This is a genomic window from Corynebacterium tuberculostearicum (assembly GCF_022347235.1).
Lineage (GTDB): Bacteria > Actinomycetota > Actinomycetes > Mycobacteriales > Mycobacteriaceae > Corynebacterium > Corynebacterium tuberculostearicum_F.
Genome location: NZ_JAKRDX010000014.1, coordinates 1 through 25,568 on the forward strand (window position 1 = coordinate 1; position 25,568 = coordinate 25,568).

General features: G+C 59.0%; 24 protein-coding genes and 1 tRNA gene. 15 read left to right on the forward strand and 10 right to left on the reverse strand.

The features are described 5' to 3' along the window. Positions 1-112: 112 nt before the first annotated feature. The 4 genes from MHK09_RS08395 to MHK09_RS08410 all read right to left on the reverse strand — a co-directional run bounded on the left by MHK09_RS08395 (position 113) and on the right by MHK09_RS08410 (position 2,323). Positions 113-189 (reverse strand) — tRNA-Leu (locus MHK09_RS08395). 40 nt (positions 190-229) lie between these two features. Beyond that, positions 230-1,195 carry a Ppx/GppA phosphatase family protein gene (locus MHK09_RS08400; RefSeq protein WP_200436290.1) on the reverse strand — a complete coding sequence of 322 codons (966 nt, stop codon included), beginning with the start codon at positions 1,193-1,195 and terminating at the stop codon, positions 230-232. Positions 1,196-1,205: 10 nt separating this feature from the next. After that, on the reverse strand, positions 1,206-1,754 hold the full coding sequence (locus MHK09_RS08405) for a DUF501 domain-containing protein (RefSeq protein ID WP_198492793.1): 549 nt from the start codon (positions 1,752-1,754) through the stop codon (positions 1,206-1,208). Between the two features lie 8 nt (positions 1,755-1,762). Beyond that, the gene (locus tag MHK09_RS08410; protein ID WP_150850942.1) at positions 1,763-2,323 is read right to left on the reverse strand and encodes an FtsB family cell division protein; all 561 of its coding nucleotides are present in this window, start codon (positions 2,321-2,323) and stop codon (positions 1,763-1,765) included. A 98-nt stretch (positions 2,324-2,421) separates the two neighbouring features. On the opposite strand from MHK09_RS08410, the gene MHK09_RS08415 reads away from it, so the two are divergent. From MHK09_RS08415 to MHK09_RS08425, 3 genes are all read left to right on the forward strand, one after another. Further along, positions 2,422-2,952, forward strand: a complete 531-nt coding sequence (locus tag MHK09_RS08415; protein ID WP_250413227.1) for a ribonuclease — start codon at positions 2,422-2,424, stop codon at positions 2,950-2,952. 35 nt (positions 2,953-2,987) lie between these two features. Further along, positions 2,988-3,572, forward strand: coding sequence for a hypothetical protein (locus tag MHK09_RS08420; RefSeq protein ID WP_250413229.1), 585 nt, complete (start codon positions 2,988-2,990; stop codon positions 3,570-3,572). Between the two features lie 114 nt (positions 3,573-3,686). Beyond that, positions 3,687-4,862 carry an HNH endonuclease signature motif containing protein gene (locus MHK09_RS08425; RefSeq protein ID WP_250413230.1) on the forward strand — a complete coding sequence of 392 codons (1,176 nt, stop codon included), beginning with the start codon at positions 3,687-3,689 and terminating at the stop codon, positions 4,860-4,862. Here the strand turns inward: MHK09_RS08425 and eno are convergent. The 3 genes from eno to MHK09_RS08440 all read right to left on the reverse strand — a co-directional run bounded on the left by eno (position 4,852) and on the right by MHK09_RS08440 (position 7,579). Continuing rightward, positions 4,852-6,129 (reverse strand): phosphopyruvate hydratase, encoded by a 1,278-nt coding sequence (gene eno, locus MHK09_RS08430; RefSeq protein ID WP_005323640.1) that lies wholly within the window; start codon positions 6,127-6,129, stop codon positions 4,852-4,854. The genes MHK09_RS08425 and eno overlap by 11 nt on opposite strands. A gap of 89 nt (positions 6,130-6,218) precedes the next feature. After that, entirely contained in the window at positions 6,219-6,980 is a 762-nt protein-coding gene (locus tag MHK09_RS08435; RefSeq protein WP_005323641.1) for a lytic transglycosylase domain-containing protein, read from the reverse strand. 11 nt (positions 6,981-6,991) lie between these two features. Then, positions 6,992-7,579, reverse strand: a complete 588-nt coding sequence (locus MHK09_RS08440) for a MazG nucleotide pyrophosphohydrolase domain-containing protein (protein ID WP_198492789.1) — start codon at positions 7,577-7,579, stop codon at positions 6,992-6,994. A gap of 57 nt (positions 7,580-7,636) precedes the next feature. On the opposite strand from MHK09_RS08440, the gene MHK09_RS08445 reads away from it, so the two are divergent. Then, positions 7,637-9,112, forward strand: a complete 1,476-nt coding sequence (locus tag MHK09_RS08445; protein ID WP_250413232.1) for an amino acid permease — start codon at positions 7,637-7,639, stop codon at positions 9,110-9,112. Here the strand turns inward: MHK09_RS08445 and mfd are convergent, their stop codons facing one another. From mfd to MHK09_RS08460, 3 genes are all read right to left on the reverse strand, one after another. Continuing rightward, entirely contained in the window at positions 9,113-12,751 is a 3,639-nt protein-coding gene (gene mfd, locus MHK09_RS08450) for a transcription-repair coupling factor (RefSeq protein WP_250413233.1), read from the reverse strand. It lies immediately after the preceding gene. Next, positions 12,752-13,357, reverse strand: coding sequence for a TetR/AcrR family transcriptional regulator (locus tag MHK09_RS08455; protein WP_040425065.1), 606 nt, complete (start codon positions 13,355-13,357; stop codon positions 12,752-12,754). Positions 13,358-13,516: 159 nt separating this feature from the next. Beyond that, on the reverse strand, positions 13,517-14,233 hold the full coding sequence (locus MHK09_RS08460; RefSeq protein WP_250413235.1) for a trimeric intracellular cation channel family protein: 717 nt from the start codon (positions 14,231-14,233) through the stop codon (positions 13,517-13,519). A 122-nt stretch (positions 14,234-14,355) separates the two neighbouring features. Between MHK09_RS08460 and MHK09_RS08465 the strand changes: the two genes are divergently transcribed. The 11 genes from MHK09_RS08465 to MHK09_RS08515 all read left to right on the forward strand — a co-directional run bounded on the left by MHK09_RS08465 (position 14,356) and on the right by MHK09_RS08515 (position 25,549). After that, on the forward strand, positions 14,356-15,552 hold the full coding sequence (locus MHK09_RS08465; protein WP_250413237.1) for an MFS transporter: 1,197 nt from the start codon (positions 14,356-14,358) through the stop codon (positions 15,550-15,552). A gap of 68 nt (positions 15,553-15,620) precedes the next feature. Then, a complete protein-coding gene (glmU, locus tag MHK09_RS08470; RefSeq protein ID WP_366511719.1) occupies positions 15,621-17,066 on the forward strand; it encodes a bifunctional UDP-N-acetylglucosamine diphosphorylase/glucosamine-1-phosphate N-acetyltransferase GlmU in 1,446 nt (481 codons plus the stop codon). Positions 17,067-17,081: 15 nt separating this feature from the next. Further along, positions 17,082-18,056 carry a ribose-phosphate diphosphokinase gene (locus MHK09_RS08475; RefSeq protein ID WP_005323655.1) on the forward strand — a complete coding sequence of 325 codons (975 nt, stop codon included), beginning with the start codon at positions 17,082-17,084 and terminating at the stop codon, positions 18,054-18,056. Positions 18,057-18,299: 243 nt separating this feature from the next. Further along, a complete protein-coding gene (locus MHK09_RS08480) occupies positions 18,300-18,953 on the forward strand; it encodes a 50S ribosomal protein L25/general stress protein Ctc (RefSeq protein ID WP_179386272.1) in 654 nt (217 codons plus the stop codon). Positions 18,954-19,045: 92 nt separating this feature from the next. Further along, a complete protein-coding gene (gene pth / locus MHK09_RS08485) occupies positions 19,046-19,576 on the forward strand; it encodes an aminoacyl-tRNA hydrolase (RefSeq protein WP_250413239.1) in 531 nt (176 codons plus the stop codon). A gap of 5 nt (positions 19,577-19,581) precedes the next feature. After that, positions 19,582-20,442, forward strand: a complete 861-nt coding sequence (locus MHK09_RS08490; protein ID WP_250413241.1) for a fumarylacetoacetate hydrolase family protein — start codon at positions 19,582-19,584, stop codon at positions 20,440-20,442. Between the two features lie 76 nt (positions 20,443-20,518). Beyond that, positions 20,519-21,406 carry a polyphosphate kinase 2 gene (gene ppk2 / locus MHK09_RS08495; RefSeq protein WP_005329034.1) on the forward strand — a complete coding sequence of 296 codons (888 nt, stop codon included), beginning with the start codon at positions 20,519-20,521 and terminating at the stop codon, positions 21,404-21,406. 29 nt (positions 21,407-21,435) lie between these two features. Then, positions 21,436-22,596, forward strand: a complete 1,161-nt coding sequence (locus MHK09_RS08500; protein ID WP_250413243.1) for a sensor histidine kinase — start codon at positions 21,436-21,438, stop codon at positions 22,594-22,596. 10 nt (positions 22,597-22,606) lie between these two features. Beyond that, positions 22,607-23,266 (forward strand): response regulator, encoded by a 660-nt coding sequence (locus MHK09_RS08505; protein WP_250409534.1) that lies wholly within the window; start codon positions 22,607-22,609, stop codon positions 23,264-23,266. 86 nt (positions 23,267-23,352) lie between these two features. Next, positions 23,353-24,066, forward strand: a complete 714-nt coding sequence (locus MHK09_RS08510) for an ATP-binding cassette domain-containing protein (RefSeq protein ID WP_250413244.1) — start codon at positions 23,353-23,355, stop codon at positions 24,064-24,066. Between the two features lie 82 nt (positions 24,067-24,148). Then, complete coding sequence (locus MHK09_RS08515) at positions 24,149-25,549, forward strand: ABC-2 family transporter permease (RefSeq protein ID WP_250413245.1); 1,401 nt, start codon at positions 24,149-24,151, stop codon at positions 25,547-25,549. The last annotated feature ends 19 nt before the right edge of the window (positions 25,550-25,568 follow it).

The following is a 25,568-nucleotide window of genomic DNA, read 5'->3' on the forward strand; positions in this document are numbered from 1 at the left end:
CTGACCCTCGCAGTACTCGCGACGTTGCGAATGCCTGGTTTTCGGGAGTCTGGGGCAACCAAAAGCAGAAAATCTCGAGACACCGACCGGAACGATGTCTCGAGACTTCACATGGTGCCCCCAGTGGGACTCGAACCCACACTGAATCGATTTTAAGTCGACTGCCTCTGCCGATTGGGCTATGGGGGCAAGGGCAAGGAATATTTTAGGCCACCCCACCCTACGGGAGTTAACGAGGGGTACCCTCAGCAGCCAGACCAGCGATAATGCCGTCGAGAATGTCCTTTTCACTGATGAAAAAGCTGCGCGCATCGCAATTTCGCTCGATAAGCTGCATGATGCCTTCGACGGCTACCGCCCCACCGCCAATGACGTCGGCACGGCCGGGGTGAATGACGGGGTTGAGGGCGCGGACGTCGGAAGGCAGGCCAATAAGCTGCTGCAAAAGCACGCGCAGGGCATCGAAGCGGAGCTCAGACCCGTGAATGGCATCGGCGTCGTAGCGCTCAAGGCCCTGAGCCAATGCAGAAAGAGTGGTAAACGTGCCTGCGCAGCCGACGATGGTACGGGCCTTAGAAATAGGTACTATCTTCTCCACTTCTGCCGTGCGCTCGCCGACGTACTCGGAAGCGATCTCAATCTCCGACTCGGTAGGCGGATCGGTACGCATAATGCGCTCGGTTAGCCTGACGCACCCCATGCGGGCAGAGTGGGTGCCCAAGATATCGCCATCGGCCGTGCCTACGACGAACTCGGTCGAACCGCCGCCCAGGTCGATGACACAGAATGGCCCGCGGTCTGGCTCCACATCGGCCACGGCGCCATTAAAGGACAGCAGAGCCTCTTCCTCGCCCGAGACGACCTCGGCCTGTGCGCCAGGCTGAATTTGGCCGAGCAACTCAGCGGTCATGTCGAAGAATTCCTGCTGGTTCTTGGCATCGCGAGTAGCGGAGGTAGCGACCATCCGCACGCGGGTGACCTTCTCAAACTTCATCTGGCGTACGTAGCCTTCCAAGGCCACGCGGGCGCGGTCTAGGGCCGCAGGGGCTATTTCGCCAGTGGCATCGACTCCCTCTCCCAAGCGGATGATTTCCATGGTGCGGGTAATATCGCGAACCTTGCCGTCTTCCTGAATCTCCGAAATGAGCAAGCGAATCGAATTCGTACCGCAATCAATCGCAGCAACGCGAGTCATAGCAGCCCTCCTATTCCGCGTTAGAGAAATCGAACTGGGCCAAGTCAATCCCCAGATCCTCGACGCTGGGCCAATCTTGCGGGATGGCAGAGCCTCGAAGCTTGCCGTGGTCAGCAGCCATGGCAACCGCTTCAGTTCCCAAACGGAAATGCTGTGGACCTTCAGCTAGCGCGTATGCGATGAGCACATGCAGACACTTGACCCGATCGGGCATGCCGCCACCGGAGAAATCGGTGCCAAGGTCTTCGATGTCATTGCGCTTGGCCAAGAAGTATTCGTGGGCGCGCTGATAGTCGGCAGCCAATTCCTCGTCCTCACCCAAGCGGGCTTCCATCCACTTCATAACGTGGGCAACCTCCAAGCGTGAGGCTTCGGCAGTAAGCCGTGGGTCGGTGAGGTAGTAGAGGGTGGGGAATGGGGTGCCGTCGGCAAGCTTGGGCGCCGTCTTAATTACCGCGGGCTGCCCATCCGGCGTGCGATAAGAAACCTCTAGGACCCCGCGCGGGGTGCGGCCCAATTGCTCAGTTACTACAGCGATATCTGCATCAGTGACGGTCATGCGGACAATTATCGCACATCTGGATTCTCTTCCGGCGCCGGCTCAATTGGAAGATGATTTACCTGCTCGGACGGAGCTTCTTCCTCAGGCGGCTCGGCTACGGAATCCCACAAAACTTCGTACCATTCGCGGGAATCTTCTTCCTTCTGACCATCTGTGGTGAGCTGGTCATCCGGCTTAATCTGCGGGTCGATGATGCGGTAGGCGGTCTCGCCCTCATCGACGACCCCGAATCGGCGCCGCGCCTCCTGCTTGATGTACTCATCAGACTTATATCTATCGATCTTCTCCAGCAAAGCAGCCTTCTCATCCTGCTTGGCGGCGATTGACTCATTGAGGCGGGCAATCTCGGACCGGCCGTGGTAGTAATTGCGCAGCGGAATAGCGATGGCAAACAAAACCACAAGCACGATGGCAACGATCACGCCCACTCCGGCAATACTCATCCGGTCCGGCTTCTGCTTCTGCTTCAGTTGTGCACGTTGAGCTTTGCGGATATCCGCAGCACGCGAGGCCACCGGAACCCTAGTGCGGCTCCGGTTTCGCTGCGTCTTCTTTTCGCGTGCCATAGGCTTCTAATCCTAGCGCCGTCACTCCTGTAACAGGGACGTGGCACGCGCAATTTGGATACACTAAAAGAAATTCTCCCTCCCAGGAAGGAAGTTTCATGTCCCTCAAGCGCCTCCTCCCCGTTCTCACTGCAACCCTATTCCTTGCCAGCTGCAGCCCTTCCGCCCAAGACGGCGAGTACCCCGTCTACGGAGACGGCTACGACCTGAACACCAAAGACGGCATGGCCGACTATCTCAAGGAGTACAAAACCCTGCCGGATGATTACGTCAACCACGATGCTGACCAGCTCGAGGGCGACGATCAGCCCGAGACCTTTGAAACCAACGCGGATTCCGTAAAGAAGGCCGGCGAAGCTACCTGCAAGAATGACGAGTTGCTCGACATTTCAAAGGAATATTTCCGAGGAAACACCGACAAATTTGGGGAAGCTGTTATGTCATCAGTCAGCGGCTCTGATGATAAATACAGTGATGTTTTTGAAGCACTGAACATCCCCGATGACGCACCAGACAATGACAAGATCATGGCTGCAGCGATGACCTCACTCGGTGCCGTGATGGCTTGCGGCGATGAATTCAGCGATGAAGAACTGGAAAAAGTCGCTGAGTCCATCCATTCCAGCTAGAGCTTCGAACCAGATTCCCTACTTAAGGAATAGCTATGCCCCTCAAGCGTCTCCTCCTCCTAGCCGCCGTAGGCACCCTACTTACCGGGTCCAGCTCGACCGACCACAAAGAAGAAGCAGCCACCAAAGCGGAATCCCCCACTAGCGAAAGCCCTACCAGCAGCGAAACCCCCACCACCACAAGCAGAAAGCACGACCTCAATACCAAAAGCGGCTTCATTTACCACATAAAGGAACACGGCACGATCCCGGACTTCTACCTAGATGTGTTCGGCGCTGGGGCTTCCGAAGAGGAAGACGGCCCTACAAGCTACGAGGTCAATGCCACGACGCTGAAGAAGGCTGGATCTGTTGCCTGCGAGAATGAGCAAATCCTGGACGACGCCAAGTATTTGCTAACCCATGGCGACAGCGCATTTGAAGAACTCGTCCCTAGCCTTGAGGAGTTCGATAGGAAATACGCTCCCGTCTACGAAAAGCTTGAAATATCAGCGGCTTCTCCCGTCCTAGACAAGCTTTTTACCATGTACATGGCTGGCGTGGGTTCCCTAGCCACCTGCGGTGACAAATATGACGATAAGGAACTCGAAGCAGTAGCTGACAACGTTTTCAGTTACTAACCCCCGGAATTTCGCACACTCTTTCGTTTCCCCTTGCGCACGCCGGAAAGGCGGCTTATACTAGGGGCAGAAATTCGATTGGGTGTGCGATTTATTCCAGAGGGGGAACTTTCCGTGACAGCCAGCGACGCACCACCAAAGAACGCCTATTTTTCTACCAATAACCTCGACGATACGGTTTGCGTTTTGGGCATGCTCCAACGCATTCAATCCTGGCAGCTATACCAATCCGTGCTTCCGCGATTAGAAAACGATGTCGAATGCACTACCACTGCTTTAGCTAAGCGGGTGGGCTTGAGCTACTGGCGCGTCTTATCCGCGCTGCGCTCTCACCTGCGCATGCGAGAATTGCCGTTAACCACGGCGGTACAGACCGAACATTGGATTCTTGACCTCCCGCGGCTGCACGTTATTGATGCCGAGCTTGCCCCGCTTGGCGACGACGCCGAGGGCATCCAACTAGTCGATGCCGCCCTTGCAGACTTCCTCACCCCAAAGGAACCTGCCCAACATGTCCCCACGGAATCTGAAATCCGTAGATTCTTGCGCGACTACATCGACGGAATTCTCAAGCCAGATATTGAGAAGGAAATCGAGCGCTCCGTTTCCATTTCTTATTCCAAAGGCCAAGCCACCATCACCCTGAAGACGGATAAGGCTACCGCCAGTGCTATTTCACGGCACATCGATAAAGCAGCGCGAAAGAAGAACATCACTAAGTCAGAGGCTTTGGAAGCGCTGATTTTTAATCGCACCCAGACAAAAGTAGTTATAAACACCTATGCAGCGGGTGACGATGCTTCTCGGGTATACATACCTTCGGCGGGATGGTGCGTTCTTACGGAGCATTTAAGCAATTACTCGATGACTCGCGAGTTGTGCCCAGAAGAAACTTCCTCCTACGTTCCCACCGAACAAATCAGGACATGGGTCCACGGTCGCGATGCCACGTGCCGTTGGCCAGGGTGTTCCATGCCTGCACATTACTGCCAGCTTGATCATCGAGTGGAGTATGCCGACGGCGGACCGACGAGCGTCGATAATCTTGTCACTCTCTGTCAACACCACCACAACGTGAAGACCGATGGTAGGGCACGCTACATCATGGATCCCATCACTGGAGACGTTGCGTGGCTCTTTTCGGACGGCACCTTCGAAATTGACCGTGCCCAAGGGCCTTTAGCGCCGCGAACCGTGAATTGGAAGCAAACCTGGCAGCAATACCTAGACATGCGAAAGCGCCCCCGCGGCAATGCGAGGGCGCTACGAAAGGAGGCGATTAAGCCTTAAAGCGCGGGAAAGCGGAGCGGCCGGCGTAAACTGCGCCGTCGCCAAGCTCCTGCTCGATACGCAGCAGCTGGTTGTACTTAGCTACACGCTCGGAACGTGCCGGTGCGCCGGTCTTGATCTGGCCGCAGTTCAGAGCAACAGCCAGGTCCGCAATGGTGGTGTCCTCGGTCTCGCCGGAGCGGTGGGACATCATGGTGCGGTAGCCGTTGCGGTGAGCCAGCTCGACTGCGTCGAAGGTCTCGGTCAGGGTACCGATCTGGTTGACCTTAACCAGCAGGGCGTTGGCAGCCTTCTTCTCAATGCCCTCCTGCAGGCGGGCAGGGTTGGTGACGAAGAAGTCATCGCCGACGATCTGTACCTTATCGCCAATTGCGGCGGTCAGGGTGGTGTAGCCATCCCAGTCGTCCTCCTGCAGCGGATCCTCGATGGAGACGATCGGGTACTGGTCGATGAGGTCCTCGTAGACCTTGGACATTTCTTCAGCGGTGTGCTCGCCACCCTCGAAGTGGTACTTGCCGTCCTTGAAGAACTCGGAGGAAGCAACGTCGAGTGCCAGGGCTACATCCTTGCCGGGCTCGAAGCCGGCCTTCTTGATGGCGTCAACGATGACGTCGAGGGCAGCCTTGGTGGAGTCAACGGACGGAGCGAAGCCGCCCTCGTCGCCCAGACCAGTGGACAGCCCCTTGTCCTTCAGCACTGCCTTCAGTGCGTGGTAAACCTCGGCGCCCATGCGAAGAGCCTCGGCGAAGGACTCCGCACCAATCGGAGCGATCATGAATTCCTGGACGTCCACGCCGGAGTCAGCGTGTGCGCCGCCGTTGAGAATGTTCATCATTGGCACCGGCAGTACGTGTGCATTCGGGCCACCGATGTAGCGGTACAGAGGCAGTGCAGCGGACTCTGCAGCGGCCTTGGCTGCGGCAATGGAAACGCCCAAGATAGCGTTAGCGCCGAGCTCGGACTTGTTATCGGTACCGTCCAGCTTAATCAGTGCCTGGTCAATGAGGCGCTGGTCGTCGGCTTCGAAGCCAGCAATTTCGTCGGCAATCTTCTCGTTGATGTTCTCAACAGCCTTCAGAACACCCTTACCCTGGTAGCGCTCGCCACCGTCGCGCAGCTCGTGAGCCTCGTGCACACCGGTAGAAGCACCGGAAGGAACGCCGGCAACACCGCGGGCGCCGTCATCAAGGAAGACCTCGGCCTCGACGGTTGGGTTACCACGGGAATCAAGAATTTCGCGGGCGAAAGTGTGGATGATGTCAGCCATGCTGTTTTTCACTCCTCATAAAAAGTTCGCTCTGGACCAGCCGGCCCAGCTACGTTGTCAATTGTTGCAGAAAACTTTACTGTGTGACACTACTTTGCACTTTGCGGAACCGAGTAGGCATTGGCGGCGTGTGCAACTTTATGCAAATACTCGCTGGACTGATTGTAATTTAGGATTGCTTCCTCCCACTGTTCTGGGTTAGAGAGATCTCTATCACCAAAACATAAAAGTCCGGCGGCGCCAACTGCGGCGTCGTCAATTTGATTGGGATCTGCCTTGCCATCGCCGTTGGCATCAGCGCCCACCGATTCCCACGTGGTCGGGATAAACTGCATCGGGCCGACGGCGCGGTCATATTCGGAATCCCCATCGATTTTGCCGTTATCGGTATCTGGGGTGTGCGCCGTATTGTTCAGGCCATCGAGGGCGATGCCGTTGATGGGTGGTTGGGGGTAGCCGGCGTCGTCAAGCTTGGAGGGCTTAAACCAATTGCCGTTGTAGGTGCCGTGGCGTGTCTCCACGTAACCCAGGCCGGCAAGGGTATTCCACCGCAGATGGCAATTCGGCCATTTTTGCTGAGCGATGAGTTCGGCGTTGCCATAAGCGCGCAGGGCTGCCGGTGGGATACCCGTCTGCTCAGCTAGGTCAGAGGCCCAGTAGGTGAGCTTATCGGCGGTGCGGCCGGGGGCATTGACGTCAATATGCGCGACCTCTTTGCCCTCAACGGGCGGAATGTTCTCCGGTACGGGCTCCTGTGAAGTGCCGTGCCCCGTCAACAGCCATGCCACCAGCGCGATTATCACGGCTACGGCCACCCCGCAGCCCCCGAATATCTGCAGCAGCCTCTTCATGAGAAGCCATCCTACATTCCCTTGCCTTCGCGCCACAGCCTCTCTTGCGTGTCAACGTCGACAATCTCCGTGGTGCCATCAAATAGGTATGGGGCGCGGGCGCGCATTTTGGTGAGGAAGCTCTGGGCGACGTCGTCAAGCGAAAAGGTGGAGATTTCCGCATGGAAGAGCACCTGGAGGAAGATATCGCCCAATTCCTTGAGCATCTCGCTTTCCGGTTCGCGGTTGCGCACGGCCGCGGCGAATTCGGCGGATTCCTCCTCGAGATAAGGCAAGAGTGAGGTATGGGTTTGCTCGCGCTCCCACTCCCCAATGCGCCGCGCCGTGGCCATGGTCTGGCGCGCCTGCATGATGGGATCCGCGAGGGATTCGGCGCGAATGACGGACTCGCCGCTAGCGAGGCGGGCGCGAGTTTCCGGATCGTGTTCGTCGGTGCTTACCAAGGTGCCGGTGGCGTCCTCCCCTACCAGCAGATCGGAAAAATTCCACCGCACGGACACGGGTACCTCACCCGTGAAGTGGACGGGGCCACGCAGCTTCCCATGCGCCTGCATGGGGATCATGGTGGGCCAACGTTCATCGAGCAACAGCACAGTCATGTGCACAAAGTCTAGCCCGAGTTCCCATTATGGGGCTATTCAAGGTATTTTAGGCCAATGACCTCCAGCCAGAATAAATCCCACTCCGTGACGTTGTGGACCCTCGTCGCGCTGATCATCGGTTCCACCGTGGGCGCGGGCATTTTCTCGCTGCCCCAAAACATCGCCTCCGTTGCCGGCCCAGGCGCGATGCTCATTGGCTGGCTGGTAGCGGGCATCGGCATGCTCTCTGTGGCGTTTGTTTTTCAGATTCTGGCCCGCCGCAAGCCGCACCTTGATTCTGGCGTTTATTCCTACGTGCGTGCCGGCCTCGGCGATTTTATTGGTTTTACCTCCGGCTGGGGCTACTGGCTGGGCTCCGTTATGGCGCAGGTGGGTTATGCCACCCTCTTTTTCAATACCTTGGGCCATTACCTGCCGCTTTTCGACGCCGACCATTACTGGACCTCCGCCATCGCCGTCTCCCTCCTATCCTGGGGCATTTTTGCGGTACTTGCCCGCGGCATTAAGCAGGCCGCGTTCATGAACCTCATCACCACAATTGCCAAGATTGTGCCCATCCTGGCCTTTGTGGTGCTCATTGCGTTCCTCGGGTTCAGCTGGGATAAATTCACCTTGGATTTCTGGGGACGCGCGTCTGAGGCCAGCGTTTTCGAGCAGGTCCAGGGAATCATGCTCTTTACCGTGTGGGTCTTCATCGGCGTGGAGGGAGCATCCGTTTATTCCAAGCAGGCTTCTAAGCGCACCGACGTCGGCCGCGCGACCGTCATCGGTTTTTTCGCCGTGCTGGCACTGCTGGTTTCCGTGTCTACCTTGAGCTTTGGCGTGATGACCAAAGAAGAACTAGCCGCATTGCCAGATAATTCCATGGCCTCCGTGCTCACCGAGGTCATCGGCCCCTGGGGCGGCGCGCTGGTGTCTATTGGACTGTGCTTGTCGGTTTTGGGTGCCTATGTCTCCTGGCAGATGTTGTGTGCCGAGCCCATCGTGATGATGGCCATCGACGGCCTCATTCCCCGCCGCATCGGTACCATTAACGTGGCGGGTGCGCCGTGGGTAGCGCAGCTGATTTCCACGATGGCGATTCAGCTATTCATCATCGTCTTCTACCTCAACGAGGCGTCTTATAACGCCATGGTGCAGCTGGCAACCATCATGTACTTGCTGCCCTATATCTTCTCTTCCCTGTACCTGCTGCTACTGGCGCTGCGGGGCAAGGGGCTGTCTCACCCGCAAGCGGGTATCAAGTTCGATCTTTCCGGACCAGAGGTCAGCCGCAAGGAAAACCGCAAGCACTTGGTGATCGCCTTGCTCGCGTTTATCTACTCCCTGTGGCTGATTTATGCGGCCGACCTCGTCTACGTCCTGCTCGGCGCATTGGCCGTGGTACCGGGACTTATTCCGTATGTCGGCACCCGTTTGTGGAAGAAAGAACGCATCTTCAACACCTTCGAGTGGTGCGTGGTGGCTATTGTCTTTGCCGGTGCCGCCACCGCCATTTGGGGCTTGAGCACCGGCTGGCTCACCCTCTAGCTACTCCCCTACGCTGACCACGTTCGAGGTGGGCTTGGCGCCGCTGACGTTGATGGGGTCGACGTCGAAAAGCGCGCTTAGGAAGTCCGCCGCCCACTGAATGAGCTCGGTATCGCGCAGCTTCGGGGAGGTGACATTGCGCCCCGCCTTGGGGAACGGCACGTTGATTGCCTTCGCCGCCGCGCGGAAGCTGGAGCCCGGATATAGGCGCTTGAGACGCACCTGCTTGGAATCCGGCAACTCCACTGGGTGGAACTTGACGCGGGTGCCCTGCACGGTGATATCGGAAATGCCGGCGCGGCGTGCTTGATGGCGCAGCCGGGCAACGGAAAGCAGGCGCAACACCTCTTGCGGCAGCGGGCCGAAGCGGTCTTCCATTTCCTCGATGACGGCTTTGAGATCATCGTCATTCTGCGAAGCCGCAAGCTTGCGGTAGACCTCCAGGCGCAGGCGCTCGGAGTCGATATAGCCTTCCGGAATATGCGCGTCCACGGGGAGATCGATGCGGATTTCCTTCGGGCCCTCATCGGTAACGGTGGGGGCCTCGCCGCGGGCGAGCGATTTGAAGGTCTCGACCGCCTCGCCAACGAGGCGCACGTAAAGATCGAAGCCCACACCGGCAATGTGGCCGGACTGTTGGGCACCGAGGACGTTGCCGGCACCGCGCATCTCCAAGTCCTTCATGGCTACGGCCATGCCGGCACCAAGGTCGTTGTTTTGAGCGATAGTGGCCAGGCGGTCATAGGAGGTTTCCGTGAGCGTGGCCCCCTTGGGGTACAGGAAGTAGGCATAGCCGCGCTCGCGGGAGCGGCCCACGCGCCCGCGCAGCTGGTGCAGCTGGGACAGGCCCATATGGTGGGCGTTTTCCACAATGAGGGTATTCGCGTTAGCGATATCCAGGCCGGTTTCCACGATGGTGGTACATACCAAAACGTCGTACTCGCGATCCCAGAAACCCTGGACGGTTTGCTCGAGCACCTCCTCGTTCATCTGGCCATGCGCGACGACGACGCGGGCCTCCGGTACCAGGTCGCGCAGCTCGCGGGCCTTCTTTTCGATATCAGAGACTTTGTTGTGGATGAAAAAGGTTTGACCATCGCGCAGCAGCTCGCGGCGGATGGCCGCAGCTACCTGCTTGTCCTCGTAAGCGCCGACGTAGGTCAGCACGGGGTGGCGGTCTTCCGGTGGGGTCAGGATGGTGGACATCTCGCGGATGCCAGCCATGGACATCTCCAAGGTGCGCGGGATAGGTGTTGCGGACATGGTGAGCACATCCACGCTGGCCTTGAGCGCCTTGATGTGCTCCTTGTGCTCCACGCCGAAGCGCTGCTCCTCGTCCACGACGATGAGGCCGAGGTTCTTCCAGTGCACGCCGGTCTGGAGGAGGCGGTGGGTGCCGACGACGATATCGACGCTGCCATCGGCCAGGCCCTTGAAGATGTCCTTCGCTTCCTTCTTTGAGGTAAAGCGCGAAAGCACCTCAATCTTGACGGGGAAGCCGGTCATGCGCTCGCTGAAGGTATCAAAGTGCTGCTGCGCCAGCAGCGTGGTGGGCACGAGGACTGCCACCTGCATGCCGTCCTGCACGGCCTTGAAGGCGGCACGGATGGCCACCTCGGTCTTGCCATAGCCCACATCGCCGACGACCACGCGGTCCATCGGCACCGTGGACTCCATATCGTGCTTGACGGCGTCGATAGCCAGCATCTGATCTTCGGTTTCGACGAAGGGGAAATTATCCTCCATCTCCGCCTGCCACGGATTATCCGGGGAGAACTGGTGCCCTGGTGCGGCCTGGCGCTTGGCGTAGAGCTCGACTAGCTCGCCGGCGATTTCACGCACGGCGGCGCGCGCCTTCTTCTTGGTGTTCTTCCAGTCGGAACCGCCCATCTTGGACAGGTGCGGCGATTCGCCACCGGTGTACTTGCTGAGCAGATCCAGCGAGTCCATGGGAACCCAGAGCTGATCGGCGGGTTGGCCGCGCTTGGAGGGCGCGTACTCGAGCACGATGTATTCGCGGCGGCTGGTTTCATCGCCGGATTGGATGGTGCGCTCGGCCATCTTGAGAAACTTGCCGATGCCGTGGGTCTCGTGCACCACAAAATCGCCCTGCTTAAGGGCGAGCGGGTCAACCTTGTTGCGGCGCTTGGCGGGCCGGCGCTTCGCTTCGGCGATATCGCCTACGCGGTTACCGGTCAGATCCGTCTCGGTTACAACGACCAGTGGGAGGGCCTCGGCGTCCTTGGGCTTTTTCACCTTGGGAAATACCAGGCCGGCGTGGCTTAGTGCTTGGTAGAGCGTGACTTCGCCGGCGGTGGGTTCCCAGCCAGGGGTAGCCACCTTGGTGCGGATGCCCTTTTCTGCAAAGCGATCCACCATGCGTTTGATGGCACCTTGCGCCGGCGCGATGAAGGCTGCCCGGCCGCCGGCGTTGGTGTGCGCGAGAAGCTGGGCCATCATGGCGTCGATTTCTTCAATATTGCCGCGCGGGGTAGGCCCTGGTTCGAATTCGAGCGGGAGGGTCTCCTCTTCCGGCGCGGCGAGCATTCCCGGTGGAGAGAAAGTCCACAAAGGCAGGCCGGACTCGCTAATGGAGACCTCGAGCGACTCATAGGAGCGGTAGCTGGATGCCTCGGTATCGAGTCCTTCGGTAGCCAGCGGGCCATCGGCGCCCATGGCTGCGGCCTCCCAGCCGGCGGCGAGGAATTCCGCATCGGTCTTTTCTAGATCTGCCACGCGGCGGCGAATCTTTTCCGGACCGACCATCACCACGTGGGTGGTGGGGCGCAGGATTTCGGGGAGGGTGATCATGGGGGCGTCGGAAAGCGCGGGCAGGAGTGCCTCCATACCTTCGGCCGGGATGTGCTCGCTTACCTTGGTCAGAAGCTCCACCAAGGCGGGATTGCCGGGGTGCTTAACGGCGAGATCGGCCGCACGCTTGGCAATGGCGTCCGTAATAGGCAGCTCCCGGGCAGGGAAAATGTCTACGCGGCCCACCTCGATTTCCGGAATGGTGCGCTGGTCAGCCACGGAGAATTGGCGGATATCGGTAATCTCATCGCCCCAAAACTCCACGCGGACCGGATAATCCAGCGTGGTAGGGAAAATATCGATGATGCCGCCGCGCGTAGCGTACTCGCCACGCTTAGCCACCATGTCTACGTGTTTATAGGCGCGGAACTCGAGCTCGCGGACTACCTCATCAAAGTCATATTCATTGTCTTCTTTGAGGTGGACGGGAGCGCGGCCCTCCACCTCCTCCAGGATGGGCTGAGACAGACCGCGGGCAGCCGTGACGATGACCTGCAGGCTATCGAGATTGTGCAGAACTTCCGCCCTGCGGCCGATGATGTCTACGCCGGGGCTCAGGCGCTCGTGCGGCAGAGTCTCCCATGCGGGGAACATGGCCACCTTCTCCCCCAGCATCGCCGTAAGCTCCGCCGTGAGATCCTCGGCCTCGCGGCTCGTAGCGGTTACCACGAGCACTGGGGCATGATGAGCCAAGGCGCCCAAGGCCCACGGCCGGGACTGATCCAAGCCTGTGATGTGGAGGTCTTCGCCCACATGAGAAATCATGCCCTTAAGCTTGGGATCTGAGGCCGCTACCTTGAGCAGGCCGGCCAGCATTGGGGTCGCCATTTATTTGCCTCCTAGCTTGGGCTTTACTTCCATACCGGACAAACCATTCCAGCATAGATTGACAATATGCGTGGCGACGACTTCCTTGTCCGGGTTGCGCTCATCCAGCCACCATTGCGCGGTGGTCGATACCATTCCCACCAGCGCTTGGCCGTAAATATCCGCCAAATCCGGGTCAATGCCGCGGTGCTCGAACGCTTCTCGCAGGATATAGGAAACCTGGCCCACCGCGGAATTCAACAGCGTGGAGAAACTGCGTTCATCGCCGGGCTTGGCATCGCGTACCAAGATGAGAAAGCCATCAGTTTCTTCCTCAACATAGGTCAAAATGGCCATGACGGCCTGCTCGATGCGCTCGCGCCAGCTTCCGGTCTCTAAGGAATCAGTAATGACCTTTTCCAAGGCCAGCATCTCGCGGTCAACAACCACCGCGTAGAGGCCTTCCTTGCCCCCGAAGTGCTCATAGACAACGGGTTTGGACACCCCGGCGCGTGCCGCGATCTCTTCGACGCTGGTTCCTTCAAAACCTAATTCCGCGAATGCGGCGCGTCCGATGGAAATGAGTTGTTCGCGGCGTTCCCGGCCGGTCATCCTTTGTCGAGCCATACCCTCTACCCTATCCTTTGCCCCGCAATTTGTGATTTACCCGGGGGCGTCAGGTACGCTATGCCTACAGCTTTTGCTGTGTTTCCCCATGGTGTAATCGGCAACACTACGGTTTTTGGTACCGTCATTCTAGGTTCGAGTCCTGGTGGGGAAGCTTTTTTAGTTTTTCTTCCTGCCGCGGCGAAAGCCTTTGAGCTCGGCTTTCTTCGCAATCGCCGCCACTTGGGCGGCGGTGTAGTTAACGGGAGCTACACCGGCGCGGGGCAGGACCCAGCCGCGCCAATAGGACAAAATCGCCATGCCACTGCCGACGATCGGCGAGACCACCATGCCGAGTGCAAACTGTCCGTAACCGGCAAAGGTAACCATAACGATGCCGGTGAGGATAGAGGGCACGGCATACAGGGGGCTGCCACCAAAGATGGACGGGATTTCCCCAGACGCAATATCGCGGACCATTCCGCCGCCCACTGCTGTCAGCACGCCCAGAAAGACACAGGGAATAAGGGGCATGCCGTGGGTGAGCGCTTTAACGCAGCCGGTAGTGGACCACACGCCGAGAATAATGGCATCGCCGTGTTCGCGGAATAGCTCCCACGCCTTGCCCTTGAGATCGATAAGAAACGCTATGAGAGCACCTCCGCACGCAAGGCCGAGGTACCACGGGTCTGAGATCGCTGCCGCTGCTCCATCCCCGATGAGCATGTCACGGATCATGCCACCGGCCAGCCCTGAAAAGAGGGCGAGGAATACGAAGCCCACAATGTCGAATTCGCGGCGGCGGGCAAGGGTGCCGCCAATGATGCCGTTCAAAACTACGCCGAGAAGATCGAAGGCTTGGTAGAGCGAATTGATGAGGGGATCGACATCGTGCATGATTCTTAGGCCTCCTGCCGCGCGGGTAGAATTTCGGCGTGACTGCGGCCGTCTTTTACTCTCCGGCGTGTCAGCATGGCTCTTATTTAACCAACTCGTTTCTCTGAAAGCTCGCATTTCTCATGTCTAAATCCAATGCCCGGTATTTCATTTGGTCCAATGGCCTGCAAAACTTGGGCGATCAGATTGTTGCTGCCAAGACGGTGCTGCCCGCGCTCTTTAGTGCGGCCGGAGTGCCTGCGTTCTTTACCGGCCTGCTCACCCCTATCCGCGAGTCCGGCTCGATGCTGCCGCAGGCGGCGCTGACGCCGTGGGTGACTACGCATAGGGCCCGCAAGCGCCTGTGGATTATCGGTTCGCTGGGACAAGCGGTATCCGCCGCGGTCATCGCGCTCGCGGCATTTTTTATCCGCGGGGCGGTACTGGGCGTGGTGGTGCTGATGGCCTTGGCGGCGCTGTCCCTCTTCCGCGCGCTGTGCTCGATTGCGGGCAAGGACGTGCAGGCGCGCACCATTTCTAAGGGTGCGCGCGGCCGAGTGACCGGTAGCGCGGCAGCCCTCGGTGGCGGTGCTACTTTGCTGACCGGCATTATCCTCTACTTTTTGGGCGAGCTCAGCATTCCCATGATGGGCACGGTCCTCGCCGTTGGTGCGGCCACGTGGGCCATTGCCGCGTGGGTCTTTTCGCACGTGGACGAGCCGGTGCCAGAGGAAGCCGAAGGGGGCATCGATAAGCACTGGTGGAAGGATACCTGGCAGCTTTTTACTAGCGACGGCCAATTTCGCAACTTCGTCATCGTCCGCGCGCTCTTGCTCGTTTCAGCGCTATCTACCTCTTTTATTGTGCTGCTCAGCAGCAACCTTTCCGGGCTCTACGGATTCGTGCTTGCCGCAGGCCTGGCTTCACTGGTGGGCGGGCGTATCTCCGGGGTGTATTCGGATAAGTCCTCTAAGAACACCATGGCCGTAGGCGCGGCCGTGGCCTCCGTCGTGCTGGTGCTTTTGGTCGCCAGCTCGCACTGGGCCCCAGATGCTGTCAATGCCTGGGTCATGCCGATTGGTTTCTTCGCCGTGAATCTGGCGCACACGGCCATTCGAGTGGCGCGAAAGACCTACGTGGTGGATATGGCCGGTGGCGATAAGCGTACCCAGTACGTAGGTGCAGCTAATACGATGATGGGCATCATCTTGCTCATCGTCGGTGGTATTTCCTCCGTGGTCGCGCTGGCCGGGCCAGAGGCGGCCCTGCTATTCCTCGCCCTCATCGGCTTTCTCGGGGTGTGGCGCGCCCGCGGCCTGAAAGAGGTTTCTCACACATAAATCGCACTCGGGCTATAGGATGTAGTCCGGATAAGAATCAGACTCGACCCCCAGGAGCTCAATAACCCGTGGTAGCAACAACCCCGTGTGCCGTAGTCGTCCTTGCGGCTGGTGCCGGCACCCGCATGAAATCCACCAAGCAAAAAACCTTGCACGAGATTGGCGGGCGCAGCTTGCTCGGCCACGCTCTGCATGCCGCGGCAGGGATTAATCCGGCACGCATTGTCACGGTGGTAGGCCACCAACGCGACCAGGTCTCCCCCGCTGTGGATGCCATCTCCCAGGAGCTGGACTGCGAGGTGCTGCAGGCGGTACAGGAAGAACAGCTGGGCACCGGCCACGCAGTGGCTTGCGGCTTGGAGCCGATTCCGGAGTTCGAGGGCACCATCATCGTCACTAATGGCGACGTACCGCTACTTACCCCAGAGACCATCGAGGGCCTGCGCGCTACCCACACCGAGCAGGGCAATGCGGTAACGGTGCTATCCATGCGCTTAGAGGATCCCACCGGCTACGGCCGCATCATCCGCGCTGAGGACGGCAGCGTGTCCGCCATTGTCGAGCAAAAGGACGCCTCCGAAGAGCAGCGCCAGGTCAACGAGGTTAACTCCGGCGTCTTCGCTTTTGACGGCCGCGTGCTTGCCGACGCCCTCCAGAAGCTCGACTCCAATAACGCTCAAGGCGAGCTGTATATCACCGATGTGCTCGAGATTGCCCGCACCGCAGGACACGGCGTCGGCGCGCACGTAGCAGCGGATCCGGCCGAACTCGCGGGCGTCAATGACCGCGTGCAGCTCGCCTCTGCCGGCCGTGAGCTCAACCGCCGCATGGTAGAAAAGGCGATGCGCGGCGGCGCCACCATCGTGGATCCGGAGACCACCTGGATTGGCGTCAACGTCACCGTGGGCTCCGATGTCATTATTCACCCGGGCACCCAGCTGTGGGGCGCTACCAGCATCGCCGATAACGCCGAGATTGGCCCCGACACCACCTTGACCAATATGCAGGTGGGCGAGGGCGCTTCCGTCGTGCGCACCCATGGCAGCGATTCCGTCATTGGTACCAACGCTAAGGTCGGCCCGTTTACCTATATCCGCCCGAAGACCGTGGTTGGCGAGGACGGAAAGCTCGGCGGCTTCGTAGAGGCAAAGAACGCCCAGCTTGGCCGCGGCTCCAAGGTTCCGCACCTGACCTATATCGGTGACGCCACCGTGGGCGAGCAATCCAATATCGGTGCCTCCTCGGTCTTCGTGAACTACGACGGCGTGAACAAGCACCACACCACCATCGGCAGCCACGTGCGCACCGGTTCTGACACAATGTTTATCGCTCCGGTCAATGTCGGTGATGGCGCATACTCCGGTGCGGGTACAGTAATTAAAGACGATGTTCCTGCGGGAGCACTCGCAGTCTCCGGTGGCAAACAGCGCAACATCGAGGGCTGGGTTCAAAAGAAGCGTCCGGGTACTCCCGCGGCTGAGGCCGCAGCCCGTGCGCAGGACAACGAAAAGTAAGGGGCATATTCTCCCATGACTGGCAAGGTAACTGGTAGCAGCAAGAACATGAAGCTCTTCTCTGGGCGTGCACACCCAGAGTTGGCGGAGGCTGTGGCCAAGGAGCTCAAGACCGATCTGGTTCCTACCACCGCCCGCGACTTCGCTAACGGCGAAATCTTCATCCGCTTTGAAGAGTCCGTGCGTGGTGCCGACTGCTTCGTGATGCAGTCTCATACCCAGCCGCTCAATAAGTGGCTGGTAGAGCAGCTCATCATGATCGATGCTTTGAAGCGCGGCTCCGCTAAGCGCATCACCGCCATCCTGCCCTTCTACCCATATGCACGCCAGGATAAGAAGCACCTGGGCCGCGAGCCTATTTCTGCCCGCCTGGTGGCAGACCTTCTGCAGGCTGCCGGCGCAGACCGCATCGTGTCCGTGGACCTGCACACCGATCAGATCCAGGGCTTCTTCGATGGCCCGGTCGATCACATGCACGCTCAGCCCATCCTGACCGATTACATCAAGTCCAAGTACGCCACCGATAACATCACCGTGGTCTCCCCAGATGCTGGCCGCGTGAAGGTAGCAGAAAAGTGGGCCCACGACTTGGGCGATGCCCCACTGGCCTTCGTGCACAAGACCCGCTCCAACACCGAGGCCAATAAGACGGTGTCCAACCGCGTGGTCGGCGATGTAGAGGGCAAGGACTGCGTGCTTCTCGACGACATGATTGACACCGGTGGCACCATCGCCGGCGCCGTGCGCGTTCTGAAGGACGCCGGTGCGAAGAAGGTCATCATCGCCTGCACCCACGGCGTCTTCTCTGATCCTGCCCGCGAGCGCCTCTCCGAGTGCGGCGCGGAGGAAGTTATCACCACCGATACCCTCCCGCAGTCCACCGAGGGCTGGTCCAACCTCACGGTGCTGTCCATTGCACCGCTATTGGCACAGACCATCCACGAGATCTTTGAGAATGGTTCCGTGACCACCCTTTTCGATCGCGCCTAAAGCGTATGGCCGCCGAGATTGCCCTCGGCGGCTTTTGATTTGCCCCTGGCGCACGTGCTAATCTAACTCAGTCTCGGCGAGGGCGACCTCAGGATGAGGAAGCCGTTATCGACGCGATTGAAGTTAGAGCATGTTGCTTTTTATATACGCCTGCGATGACTCGTCCAAGACGTCCATCGGCAGGCTTTCGTCGTTTTTATCGCGTTGGCCGCGCCGCACTACTTTAACTAAGGAGAATGAAGCATGGCACAGCGCCCAGTAATTAAGGCTGAAGCACGTACCGAATTTGGCAAGGGTGTCGCACGCCGCCTGCGCCGCGAGTGGAAGGTCCCAGGCGTCATCTACGGTTCCCACCAGGAGCCGGTTCACTTCGCAGTTCCGCTGCTGGACATCCAGTCCCTCGTCCGCAACAACGGCGTCAACGCCGTTCTGGAGCTGGAGATCGACGGCGAGCAGTACCTGACCATGGTTAAGCACGTTGACCAGAACGTCCTGACCTTCGACATCGACCACGTTGACCTGCTGGCTATTAAGCGCGGCGAGAAGGTTGAGGTTGAGGTTCCGGTTACCCTGACCGGCGAGCCGGCCCCAGGCACCATGCACATCCAGGATGCTGACGTACTGCTGGTTGAGGCAGACGTACTGAACATTCCGGAGGAGATCGAGGTTTCCATCGAGGGCCTCGAGGACGGCGCGGTTATCACCGCTGGCGACGTCACCATGCCGGAAGACACCACCCTGGTGGCAGAGGAAGACACCGTTATCGTTTCCATCTCCCTGCCTGAGGTTGATGAGGAGCTCGAGGAAGCAGCCGAGGCTGCTGAGGAAGGCGGCGCTGACGCTGGCGCCGAGTCCGCAGAGGATTCCGAGGAGTCCGCTGACTCTGACGAGGAGTAATCCCCTCCCCTTCACACGCATAGGCCGCCGTGAGATTCGCTTCTCGCGGCGGCCTTGCCGTTTTTCTCTCTGCCTATGAGACAATTGAGCGCGTGACTCCACTTCTCGTAGTAGGCCTTGGCAACCCCGGCCCCAAGTACGCAGGCACCCGGCACAATATCGGCTTCGATGTGGCAGATGAACTCGCAGGAGAGCTCATGAGCAGCTTTTCAGTGCACAAAAAGACCAACACCGAAGTCGCCGAGGGCATAGCTGGCGGCCGCAAGATTATCTGCGCAAAGCCACGCTCCTTTATGAACCTCTCCGGCGGGCCGATCAAGGCTTTGGCCCAATACTTTCATCTCTCCGCCGCCGACATCATCGTTGTTCACGATGAGCTAGAGCTCGATTTCGGCACCATTAAGCTCCGCCAAGGCGGCGGCGACCATGGCCACAATGGGTTGCGTTCAACCACAAAGTCCCTGGGCACCAAAGACTATCAGCGCCTTTCGGTAGGAATCGGGCGCCCGCCGGGGCGCATGGACCCTGCTTCGTTTGTGCTCAAGCCTTGGGCAAAGCAAGAAAAGGCAGAAATCCCCATCCTTTGCGCCGACGCGGTCGAGGAAATCTTGCGCGTAGGATAGTCGCCATGAAATTGGCTACCCTACGCACTGGCTTTGGAACTTCCGCTATCCGCATCGACGGCGATAACGTGGGAGTTGAGTTGGATTATGAGGACGTGGGCCAGCTGCTGCGCAGCGAAGATTGGCGCAAGGCCGCCCAGCTTTCCGGCGAGCCCGTGGTCTTTGACCACGCTGATTTGGAAGCCGTCGTGCCAGCTCCCGGCAAGGTCATCTGCGTGGGGCTCAATTACGCCAAGCACATCCGCGAGATGGGACGCGAATTCCCCGAACATCCCACCTTGTTCATCAAGTTCGCCGACGCCCTCACCGGCCCCTATGATGATGTCTTCATTCCCGAATATGGCACACAGAAGCTGGATTATGAAGGTGAGTTGGCGGTCATCATCGGCGAGCGTGCCCACCGTGTCAGCCGCGACGAGGCGCTAAATTATGTGGCGGGCTACGCCATCATGAATGACTACACGCTGCGTGACTTCCAACGCCAGACTAGCCAGTTCCATGCCGGTAAATCCTTTTATCGCACCGCCGGCTTCGGCCCTTGGCTTACCACCGCGGATGAGTGGTCACCGGGGTCCGGAGCTGTGCTCACCACTACCGTAGACGGTGAAGAGAGGCAGCACGATAATACCGATGACCTCATCTTTTCCGTAGCTGAGCTCATTGAGTTCTGCTCGCAGCTCTATCCACTCAATCCGGGCGACGTCATCGTTACCGGCACGCCAGAAGGCGTGGGTTTTGCCCGCACCCCGCAGCAATTTATCGAGGATGGCCAAAACGTCACCATCGCCATCGAAGGCTTGGGGCATATTTCTAATACCACCCGCTATGGAGAGCCCGGCTGCGGCCCCGGCTGTACTTGTTCCTAAGCTGTGCCCAGGTTCTCACTCCAAAGTGGGCGGTCCCGTTTTCATCCCAGCCGCTTGCGCCGGTTAAGCTGGATTAATGAGCACAAAAAGCAGTAAAGCCCCTAAGAAACTCAACAAGAAGGCCTACGAGAAGGAGCTCGAGCGCCTCCAAGCAGAGCTCGTGGACATGCAGCAGTGGGTCGTTGAAACCGGCGCCCGCGTAGTCATCATCATGGAGGGCCGCGACGCCGCCGGCAAAGGCTCCGCGATTAAGCGCATCACCCAGTACCTCAATCCGCGTACCTGCCGCATCGAGGCGCTGCCCGCACCGAACTCGCGCGAACAGGGCCAGTGGTACTTCCAGCGCTACGTGGAAAAGCTGCCCACCAAGGGCGAAATCGTCATCTTTGACCGCTCCTGGTACAACCGTGCCGGTGTCGAGCGCGTCATGGGCTTTTGCACCGACCAGGAGTATGTCCGTTTCCTCCACCAAGCACCCACCTTTGAGCAGATGTTGGTCGAAGACGGCATCATGCTGCGCAAGTACTGGTTCTCCGTCTCCGATGAGGAGCAGATCAAGCGCTTTGAATCCCGCCGCAACGACCCGCTGCGCCGTTGGAAGCTCTCCCCTATGGATCTACAGTCCATTACCCGCTGGGAGGACTACTCCCGTGCCAAGGATGCGATGTTCATCCATACCGATACCCCAACGGCGCCGTGGTACACCGTGGAATCAGAAGACAAGAAGCGCTCGCGCATTAACGTCATTTCGCACCTTTTGAGCACCATTCCATACGAGAAGCTCGAGCGCGAGATGCCGGAGATTCCGCCGCGCCCAGATTCCGATGGCGAAACCTATGAACGCCCTGCCCGCGAAGAGTTCCGGTACGTGCCGGACGTCGCTGCCAAGCTAGAGCGCAAGTCCGAGCAGAAGACAGCGAAGAAGACCTCCAAGAAGGGCAAGAAGAAGGATAAGAAGAAGTAGCAGCAAGGGCTGTATTACTATCTTCTTTTATGAGCACTGACACCGCCGCGCGAGCGCGCTTAGGGGATAAAATCCTCACCGCGGTGGCGGTGCTCATTGCGCTGTTTTATGTGATTTCTGCCGCGAAGAATCCCAGCATAATTGAGATTATTCAGGCAGGTCTATCGTTGCTATTCCTGCCATTTATGTGGATCTGGCGGAGCCGTCCCGTGCTCAGCGCCACGGGCTTCATTGTGCTGCTCGCGGCATGGGCCATGGCTTGGATGAGCCAGCTGCCCACCAATCTAGGGCTTACCCCTTGGGCCCTGACTGCACCCATGGCGGTGTATGCGACCTCCCGCTACGTGGGGCGCCGCATTATTCCCCGCACGGTGCTGGCGCTGACGATTCTGGGCTCCTTCATCTCGCCCGTCATGTGGCGCATTGATCCGGAGTCTTTCCTGCTGCACTACCAGCTAGACCGCCGCTTCCTGGCCATGCTGGTGGTGCACTGGGCAGTTTTGGGCAGCACCTACTTCATCGCCGCACGCTACTTCGACCTGGCGCGCCAGCAGGAGCGGCTGGCCCAGGAGCGTTTCCACCAAGCCCAAGAAGAAGAGCGCCTGCTCATTGCTAGGGAATTGCACGATGTACTCGCTCATTCCCTAACTTTGATCAAGGTTCAGGCGAATGCCGGGATCATCGCCGGGCGTGTAAATAGTGAGGCTGCCCAGGATGCTCTGGCCGCTATCCGTGATGGCGCGGATTCTGCATTGGAAGAGGTTCGCGGCATCGTCACGGCACTGCGGAGCACCGGTCCTTCCGCTCTCAAGCCGACAGAGCAGCTTGAGCACATCGAGGGCATTATCGATGGGTTCCGCGCGGCGGGCTTAGAAATTGCAGCGGACTTACCGGAGACCTATGAGACGCCTGCACTGACGCAATTGGCCTTGGTACGCATCATTTCTGAAGCCTTGACCAATGCACTGCGTCACCAAGGCCCCGGCACGCAGGTAGAGGTAGAGCTCGCGCTTGCCGACGCCGCCCGGATCACCCTAACCTCTACCAATCCCTCCCCGACTCCCAGCGAAGTTACTGGCAGCGGAGTTGGCCTCATCGGCGTCGAAGAGCGCGCCCACGCGCTGGGTGGAAGACTAGAGTGCTCGGGTGATGCAACAAAGTTCATCCTGCATGCCGAACTACCCTTGTAGAAGGAAAGCCGTGTCTAAGATTCGTGTCCTACTCGCCGATGACCAAGCGATGCTAGTTGCCGCATTGTCTACCATCCTTAACGCTCAGGATGACATTGAGGTCGTGGCCACCGCCAATACCGGCTCCGAAGCCGTCACCGCAGCGTTGAGCCACCGCACTGACGTAGCCATCCTAGACATCCGAATGCCGGGAATGGACGGTATCGCTGCGGCCCAAGCGATCCTTTCCCGCGTCCCCGAGTGCCGAATCATCATGCTCACCACGTTTAATGAAGAAGAATTGGTGGCTCAATCTATCGCCGCCGGCGCGCATGGGTTCCTGCTCAAAGATGCAGATCCGGAGGTGCTAGTGGGAGCAGTACGGGACGTCGCCAAGGGCGAATCGGTGCTGGCCTCTCAGGTCACCGGACCAGTTTTGGAGGCCTATCGCACCGCCCTTACCCGCGGCCAGTTGAGCGCGCAGGAGCGCCAAGGGCTCAGCCTGGTAACCCGGCGCGAGATGGAAGTTCTTTCGCTCATCGCACGCGGTGCTACAAATTCCGAGATCGCCGCCGAGATGGTCATTGCGGAAACGACGGTAAAGACGCACGTCTCTTCGCTCATGTCTAAGCTTGCGGCGCGCGACCGCGTGGCGCTGGTCCTGGTGGCCCAGCGCGCTGGAATTGCCTAGTCTCCTACGACGGTAGGAGACATTCACTGCGAAGTCCATATTGTGGACGGAAGATATTCGCGCCCCGGCACGCGAGACTTTGCAGTATGAATTATGAAATCTCCTTTGAGCGCGTCTCGAAGTCTTTTAGCGCCCACACAGTTTTGCGGGACGTAGATTTTCGCATCACTCCTGGTCGCGTCCATGCTCTTTTGGGGCGTAACGGTGCCGGTAAATCTACGCTCTTTTCCCTCTTTCTAGGCCTTCTTGCCGCCGATTCCGGGACTATTCGCGTGGCTGGTGCGCCCTGGTCACGCGAGGTTCTCGACCACGTGGGGGCTTCCGTTAACGGTCCAGCTTTTTATGGGCACCTTTCTGCAGCAGCCAACCTTCGCGTCCATACGCGATTGCTTGGTCTACCAGAATCCGAGATAGAGCGAGTGCTTGCCATCGTCGGTCTCAATGGAGCTGGGTCGAAGAAGGCTAAGTCATTTTCTACTGGCATGAAGGCACGCCTCGCCCTAGCCCAAGCACTGCTTGGCGATCCCGAAATCCTCGTTCTCGATGAACCACAAAATGGCCTTGATCCGCAGGGCATCGTAGAGCTTCGTGAGCTCCTGCAGAAGCTGGCTGGCGCCGGTCATACCGTCATCGTCAGCTCCCATCAGCTCGGTGAGGTTGTCCACTTAGCCCAAGACATCACCATCCTTGCCGAGGGCACCATTCGCTATTCTGGTTCTCTTAAGAATTTGGCTCCCAGTGGCCAGCTAGAAGCCGAGTTTTTCCGCTTGACCTCCCCGGATGGTGAAGCTCATGTTTAAGCGTTACCTTTCTGCCGAGGTCCTTCGCAGTCGCGGGAGCGCGCTGCAATGGCTCCCTCTACTGGCCGTACCATTAGTGGTGATGACAGCGTTGTTTTCCGCGCTGGCTTCTCCCACACAAGACGCCACCGGCGTTTTGGGATGGCAGTCCATGTTCATCACGGGCATGTATGCACCTCTCATTGCGCTTTTTGCCGCCATTCCCGAGCGCCGAGAAGCCCGTACGCGCGGCGGCGGTACCCTGTGGCGCCGGATCAACGCCCACTATGAACAGGCCTCGCGCTATCTTGCCGTCCTTTCTAGCTTGGCGATCTTTCATGTCCTCAATTTCGGTCTTTCTTGGGCAATCGTGGCTCTTCAGGGCCGTGCCAACCATCAACTATTAGTGGTGTCTGGGCTCTATTCCTTCCTAGGGGCTATCGGGATCGCCGGGCTCGCTGCAGGGTGCGCGCGCCGCTGCGGCCTCGTCGCCGCCTTAGCTGGAAGCATTGCCTGGCAAGAAATTGGAATTTTACCGAGCACTGTCGAGGGCAACGCGTGGTGGGCGTTCCCACCTGCGTGGCCGATGAGGTTATTGCTTCCTGCCCTGCGGATTCATCAGAACTCTGTTCCTCTCGATCCAGGTGATCCGCTACTGCAAGAAGGTCCACTGCCCGCCGCACTACTATGCCTAGTTCTTGCGGCTGTAGGTACGTGCGCGGCAATCTTTACTCCTCGCCGCATACGACCTCTTAGGTTGCGTCTGCGCCAGGGCGGTACCGCTGAAGATACGGCCGCAATCACCACTGGTGAGGTGTGGACCCCAACTGCTACACCGAGAGCTGCCGCTCGCTCCACACTACCTGGCGCGCTGATCGGGCTGCACCGTGCGGCGTCGAGCCCCTTGCTCATTGGGTGTCTAGTACTGAGCATCGTGGCTTTAGCCGTCATTGCCCTCACCTACCCTGCCGATTATGTCCACGGCTTCTTCGTCTTTGCGCTACTGCCTGTGGGCGCGGGAGTCCTCCCTTGCATAGTGTGGCCACTGCTAGCGGCGGCGTGGCCGCTAAGCTACAGCGAATCACGTCATAGCCCTAACGCCCTTCTCATCTGGATCTTTGGGGCAGTAGTATTCGTGTGCACGGCTGCATCGCTCGCTTCAATCAGCGCCGGTTCTTCTGCTCCTGCTGTATTGGGACGACTGCCGCTGGCCGTAGGTGTGGGTTTCAGTATTGCGGTGATTTCCCTGTGCATCGTGGTGCGCTTCGGGATTATAAGTGCACTCGCCCTCACCATCATGGGCACCATTGTTTCCGTAACTCTCGGCGGTGATGTCCTCGCCAAGACTTACCTGTGGTTAGTTGCCTTTTCGGCGTGGCCAATGAATGCCGATACTCCTGCACGCTACGCTGTCGCAGCGTTCTTAACACTGCTCATCGCCGCCGTTGGTTCGTGGATGGCGAAACAACTGCTGCGGACGAAGGCACTGCAGCCAATGGACTAACCACATAAAGCGGCCACGT

Excerpts from the sequence above, each read along its gene's own strand:
- ppk2 (WP_005329034.1), top strand. The coding sequence starts at position 20,519 with ATGAGCACAAAAAGCAGTAAAGCCCCTAAGAAACTCAACAAGAAGGCC.
- MHK09_RS08490 (WP_250413241.1), top strand. The coding sequence starts at position 19,582 with ATGAAATTGGCTACCCTACGCACTGGCTTTGGAACTTCCGCTATCCGC.
- MHK09_RS08400 (WP_200436290.1), bottom strand. The coding sequence starts at position 1,195 with ATGACTCGCGTTGCTGCGATTGATTGCGGTACGAATTCGATTCGCTTG.
- MHK09_RS08420 (WP_250413229.1), top strand. The coding sequence starts at position 2,988 with ATGCCCCTCAAGCGTCTCCTCCTCCTAGCCGCCGTAGGCACCCTACTT.
- MHK09_RS08465 (WP_250413237.1), top strand. The coding sequence starts at position 14,356 with ATGTCTAAATCCAATGCCCGGTATTTCATTTGGTCCAATGGCCTGCAA.
- MHK09_RS08410 (WP_150850942.1), bottom strand. The coding sequence starts at position 2,323 with ATGGCACGCGAAAAGAAGACGCAGCGAAACCGGAGCCGCACTAGGGTT.
- MHK09_RS08445 (WP_250413232.1), top strand. The coding sequence starts at position 7,637 with ATGACCTCCAGCCAGAATAAATCCCACTCCGTGACGTTGTGGACCCTC.
- MHK09_RS08435 (WP_005323641.1), bottom strand. The coding sequence starts at position 6,980 with ATGAAGAGGCTGCTGCAGATATTCGGGGGCTGCGGGGTGGCCGTAGCC.
- MHK09_RS08405 (WP_198492793.1), bottom strand. The coding sequence starts at position 1,754 with ATGACCGTCACTGATGCAGATATCGCTGTAGTAACTGAGCAATTGGGC.
- MHK09_RS08500 (WP_250413243.1), top strand. The coding sequence starts at position 21,436 with ATGAGCACTGACACCGCCGCGCGAGCGCGCTTAGGGGATAAAATCCTC.
- MHK09_RS08510 (WP_250413244.1), top strand. The coding sequence starts at position 23,353 with ATGAATTATGAAATCTCCTTTGAGCGCGTCTCGAAGTCTTTTAGCGCC.
- MHK09_RS08460 (WP_250413235.1), bottom strand. The coding sequence starts at position 14,233 with ATGCACGATGTCGATCCCCTCATCAATTCGCTCTACCAAGCCTTCGAT.
- eno (WP_005323640.1), bottom strand. The coding sequence starts at position 6,129 with ATGGCTGACATCATCCACACTTTCGCCCGCGAAATTCTTGATTCCCGT.
- MHK09_RS08475 (WP_005323655.1), top strand. The coding sequence starts at position 17,082 with ATGACTGGCAAGGTAACTGGTAGCAGCAAGAACATGAAGCTCTTCTCT.
- MHK09_RS08455 (WP_040425065.1), bottom strand. The coding sequence starts at position 13,357 with ATGGCTCGACAAAGGATGACCGGCCGGGAACGCCGCGAACAACTCATT.
- MHK09_RS08515 (WP_250413245.1), top strand. The coding sequence starts at position 24,149 with ATGACAGCGTTGTTTTCCGCGCTGGCTTCTCCCACACAAGACGCCACC.
- MHK09_RS08415 (WP_250413227.1), top strand. The coding sequence starts at position 2,422 with ATGTCCCTCAAGCGCCTCCTCCCCGTTCTCACTGCAACCCTATTCCTT.
- MHK09_RS08440 (WP_198492789.1), bottom strand. The coding sequence starts at position 7,579 with ATGACTGTGCTGTTGCTCGATGAACGTTGGCCCACCATGATCCCCATG.
- mfd (WP_250413233.1), bottom strand. The coding sequence starts at position 12,751 with ATGGCGACCCCAATGCTGGCCGGCCTGCTCAAGGTAGCGGCCTCAGAT.
- MHK09_RS08480 (WP_179386272.1), top strand. The coding sequence starts at position 18,300 with ATGGCACAGCGCCCAGTAATTAAGGCTGAAGCACGTACCGAATTTGGC.